Here is a 4,802-nt window from a genome sequence, read left to right as displayed (position 1 = left end):
CGCGACCGGCGGAGGTGGGGCGGGGCACGGCCCAGCGCCGGACGGGTCAGCCCTGTTCGGCCCCGGTCGGCGAGACCGGCAGGTAGATCCGGCCGCCCGAGCCGGTGAACTCCTCCGCCTTCTCCCGCATCCCGGCGGTCAGCGCCTCCGTCTCGGTCAGGCCGGCCGCGTCCGCGTACCGCCGTACGTCCTGAGTGATCTTCATGCTGCAGAAGTGCGGGCCGCACATCGAGCAGAAGTGCGCGGTCTTGGCCGGAGCCGCGGGCAGCGTCTCATCGTGGAACGACCGCGCCGTATCCGGATCCAGCGCGAGATTGAACTGATCCTCCCAGCGGAACTCGAACCGGGCGTCGGACAGCGCGTCGTCCCACGCCTGCGCTCCCGGGTGGCCCTTCGCCAGGTCGGCGGCATGTGCCGCGATCTTGTACGCGATGACGCCCGCCTTCACGTCATCCTTGTCCGGCAGCCCGAGATGCTCCTTGGGTGTGACGTAGCAGAGCATCGCGGTGCCGTACCAGCCGATCATCGCGGCGCCGATGGCCGATGTGATGTGGTCGTACCCGGGCGCGATGTCGGTGGTGAGCGGGCCGAGCGTGTAGAACGGCGCCTCGTCGCAGAGCTCCATCTGCAGATCGACGTTCTCTTTGATCTTGTGCATGGGGACGTGCCCCGGTCCCTCGATCATGACCTGGTTGTCGTACTCCGCCGCGACCTTCGTCAGCTCGCCGAGAGTGCGCAGCTCGGCGAGCTGGGCCTCGTCGTTGGCGTCGTGGATCGAGCCGGGGCGCAGGCCGTCGCCCAGCGACCACGTGACGTCATAGCCGGCGAAGATCTCACAGAGCTCCCGGAAGTGCGTGTAGAGGAAGTTCTCCCGGTGATGGGCGAGGCACCACGCCGCCAGGATCGAGCCGCCGCGCGAGACGATCCCGGTCTTGCGCCGCGCGGTCAGCGGCACGTACGGCAGCCGCACGCCCGCGTGGACGGTCATGTAGTCGACGCCCTGCTCGCACTGCTCGATCACGGTGTCGCGGTAGACCTCCCAGGTCAGCGCCTCGGGCCTGCCGCCGACCTTCTCCAGCGCCTGGTAGATCGGCACTGTGCCGACGGGGACCGGCGCGTTGCGCAGGATCCACTCCCGGGTGGTGTGGATGTCCCGCCCGGTCGACAGATCCATGATGGTGTCCGCGCCCCAGCGGGTCGCCCAGGTCATCTTGTCGACCTCCTCCTCTATCGAGGAGGCCACCGCCGAGTTCCCCAGATTGGCATTGATCTTGACGAGGAAGTTCCGGCCGATGATCATCGGCTCGGACTCGGGATGGTTGACGTTGGACGGCAGCACCGCACGGCCGCGCGCGAGCTCGTCCCGCACGAACTCGGGCGGCACGCCCTCGCGCAGCGCCACGAACTCCATCTCGGGGGTGATCTCACCGCGCCGGGCGTAGGCGCGCTGGGTCACCGCCCCGCCGGTCGCCCTGCGAGGGCGGCGCGGCGGAAAGGCGGCCTGCTCGCGCAGCGGGTCGGGCGATCCGCGCCCGTCGCCGGGCGGGCCGGCCGGCCCGCCGTCGTACTCCTCGGTGTCGCCGCGCTCGGCGACCCATTCGGTGCGCAAGGCGGGCAGGCCGCGGCGGACGTCCGGTTCATGCGACGGGTCGGTGTACGGACCGGACGTGTCGTACAGCACGACGGTCTCGTCGTTGGTGAGCGGGACCTCCCGCATCGGCACCCGGAGGTCGGGTCGCGATCCGGTCACATAGGTCTTGCGGGCGGGCGGAACGGCGGACTCGGTGGACTCGGTGGTCGCGTGGGCAGGCGGAACGGTGGAATCGACCATGGTGCTACGACAACTCCCTACGCCGGCATTACCCGGTCAGGTTCGAGCGGTCGGCGACCCCTGACGTCGCCCTCTCAGCCCGGTCATGGCCGGGCTCCCGCGTCCTGTCGTCGGTGACGGTAACCCGGCGCCACCCCCTTGCCGCAACCCTTCGCCCTGAGGTAAAGACGCCCGCTTCGCTACATTTCGGTAATTCCTGACACGGTTGTTGACCTTGTGAAGAGTTCCCCGCAACATGTCGAAGTGATCATGTATGGGCGTCTTGTTCTCGTACGGCGCCCATGCCGGATCGGCACGCTCCAAGCTCGGTCACCCGGAACACCTGGGAAGGATGGAGATGCGCGCCTCCCTCCGGAGAATGGCCATCGCCGCGATCGCGGCGATCGCCCTGCTCGCGCCCTCGGGCGCGGCGCTGCAGACGGTGTCGGCCTCGGCCGGAATCCCCGCCCCTGACGACTACTTCGGTTTCCACATCGGGTCCGACGGCAACCTCGCGACCGCCGACAAGATGCTGAGTTACTTCCAGCTGATCGGCAAGAACAGCGACGAGGTCGACTACGCCAAGCTCGGCGACACCACCCTCGGCAACCCCTACTACATGCTCACCATCAGCTCGAAGAAGAACCTGCGCGATCTCGACCGCCTGCTCGCCATCAACAACCGGCTGGCCGACCCACGCGGCCTGTCGCAGGCTCAGGCGCAGAAGCTCGCCGCCCAGGGCAAGCCCATCTACTACATCCAGGCCGGCATCCACGCCAACGAGGTCGGCAACTCCCAGGCGATGATCGAGATCGCCCATCGGCTCGCGACCGAGAAGTCGGCCTACATCAGGCACATCCTCGACAACGCCATCATCCTGATGGTGCCCACGCAGAACCCCGACGGGCTCATGCTGGTCAACGACTACTTCAAGGCGACGGCGGGCACCAACTACGCGCGCACCTATCCCGACCTGTACCAGAAGTACACCGGCCACGACGACAACCGCGACTGGTTCATGTTCACCCAGGTCGAGAGCCGGCTGATGGTCTCGATCCAGAACAAGTACCACCCGCAGGCGTTCCAGGACGCGCACCAGGCGGGAACGGGCGCTCCCCGGATGTTCACCCCGCCGTACCTGTCGCCGTCCGATCCCAACATCGACCCGATCACGGTGCAGCAGACCAACGCCCTCGGCATGGCGATGCAGCGCGGCATGACCGCCGCGGGCATGAAGGGCGTGGGCTGGGGGATGACGTACGACTACTGGACGCCGTCGCGCCAGTACCAGGTCTACCACGGGTCCGTGCGGATGCTCACCGAGGCGGCGAGCGTCTCCAACCTGGCCTACCCCTACACGAGTACCCGCCCGATCGGCCAGCAGCAGGCCGACACCAACTTCATCGAGCCGTACGACCAGAACGTCTGGCGGCTGCGCCAGATCCTGGACTACACCTCGCAGACGTTCTACTCCGGCGTCGAGGCGCTCGCGAACGACCCGTACAACTGGCTGTACAACTTCTACCGGGTCGGCCAGAAGGCGGTCTCGAGGACCGACGCCTATGCCTACGTCATCCCGGCGAACCAACGCGACCCACAGGCGATCCATGACGTACTCGGCATCCTCCGCACCGGAGCCGTCGAGATCCAACGGGCGCGCACGGCCTTCACCGCCGGCGGCAAGGAGTACCCGGCCGGCTCGTACGTGATCTACCTCGCGCAGCCCTACGGCGCGTTCGCCAAGACGCTGCTGGAGGTGCAGCACTATCCCGAGCTCCTGGAGTATCCGGGCGGACCGCCGCAGCGGCCGTACGACGTGACGGCGCAGACGCTGCCCATGCTCCTGGGCTTCAAGGCGGACCTGGTCAAGGACCGGTTCTCGGTGCAGGCGACCCCGGTCGGCCAGGCCCGGCCCGAGCCGGTGACGATGCCCGCCGCCCCGGGTGACGACGGCGCCTATGCCGTGGGTCCCGAGTCGTACGGCGTCTTCCGGTTCGTCTCCGCTCTACAGCAGCAGGGCGTCCCGACGTTCCGCGCGGCGGAGAAGTTCACCGACGATGGCCGCGACTTCCCTGCCGGAACGTTCGTCGTCCCGCCGACCGCGCAGGCGCGGCAGATCCTGCAGGCCCAGTCCCAGAGCACCGGCATCCCGGTGTCGGCGATCTCGAAAGTGCCGGAGATCTCGGGCACCGAACTGAAGCCGGGCACCCGGATCGGTCTGCTCAAGCCGACCAACAATATCCCGGCCGGCTGGCTGATGTGGATGTTCGACCAGTACAAGGTGAACTACCAGACCCTGAAGGCACAGGACTACCAGGGCGACCTGAGGTCGAAGTACGACACCATCGTCATCCCCAGCGAGGTGAGCAAGAACAACATCGTCAACGGGCTGAACGCCGCCAGCTACCCACCCGAGTGGAGCTGGGCCTTCGGTGTCGGTGAGGCCGGCTGGAACAGGCTGCGCGACTTCGTCAACGACGGCGGGACGCTGGTCACGTACGGCAGCGCCACGAACACCGCCGACCAGCTGCTCGACCTGCCCATCGAGTCGGTGCTGCCGACCAGTTCCTCGACCTTCTACTCCCCCGGCTCGCTGCTCAGCCAGCGGATCGACACGGGCAGCCCGGTCGGTTGGGGAATGGATCCCGAGAACCCGGTGTGGTTCGAGGGCGACGACGCCTTCCGGGTGACCGACGCCGGCAAGTACGACGTCAAGGTCGTCTCGAAGTACCCCGAAAGCGGGTCGCAGTTGCAGAGCGGCTGGCTGATCGGCGGCCAGTACCTCAACGGCGCCGCCAACGCGATGACGTTCAACGTGGGCAAGGGCTACGTGGTGACGTTCGGCAACCAGGCCGGGTTCCGCACCTGGAACCGCGCGGAGCAGAAGATGATCTTCAACGCGATGTACCACGGGCCATCGGAGAAGCTCACCGCGGACCGGTTCGCGCGGCTCGGCGGCTGATCTGGAGGAGCGGCCGCGCCGGGTCGATGC

Annotated in this window: 2 protein-coding genes and 1 riboswitch; of the genes, one reads left to right on the top strand and one right to left on the bottom strand. The window is 67.7% G+C overall.

The features are described from left to right. Positions 1-46: 46 nt before the first annotated feature. Entirely contained in the window at positions 47-1,831 is a 1,785-nt protein-coding gene (thiC, locus tag HKK72_RS35990) for a phosphomethylpyrimidine synthase ThiC (RefSeq protein ID WP_187238869.1), read from the bottom strand. Then, positions 1,829-1,942: riboswitch (TPP riboswitch) on the bottom strand. (Overlaps the previous gene by 3 nt.) 226 nt (positions 1,943-2,168) lie before the next feature. On the opposite strand from thiC, the gene HKK72_RS35985 reads away from it, so the two are divergent. Further along, positions 2,169-4,772: a M14 metallopeptidase family protein gene (locus HKK72_RS35985; RefSeq protein ID WP_187238868.1), complete on the top strand. Its 2,604-nt coding sequence runs from the start codon at positions 2,169-2,171 to the stop codon at positions 4,770-4,772. The last annotated feature ends 30 nt before the right edge of the window (positions 4,773-4,802 follow it).

Source organism: Actinomadura sp. HBU206391, from assembly GCF_014323665.1.
In the GTDB taxonomy this organism is placed as follows: Bacteria; Actinomycetota; Actinomycetes; order Streptosporangiales; family Streptosporangiaceae; genus Actinomadura_C.
This window is presented reverse-complemented; position numbering and strand designations above follow the sequence as displayed.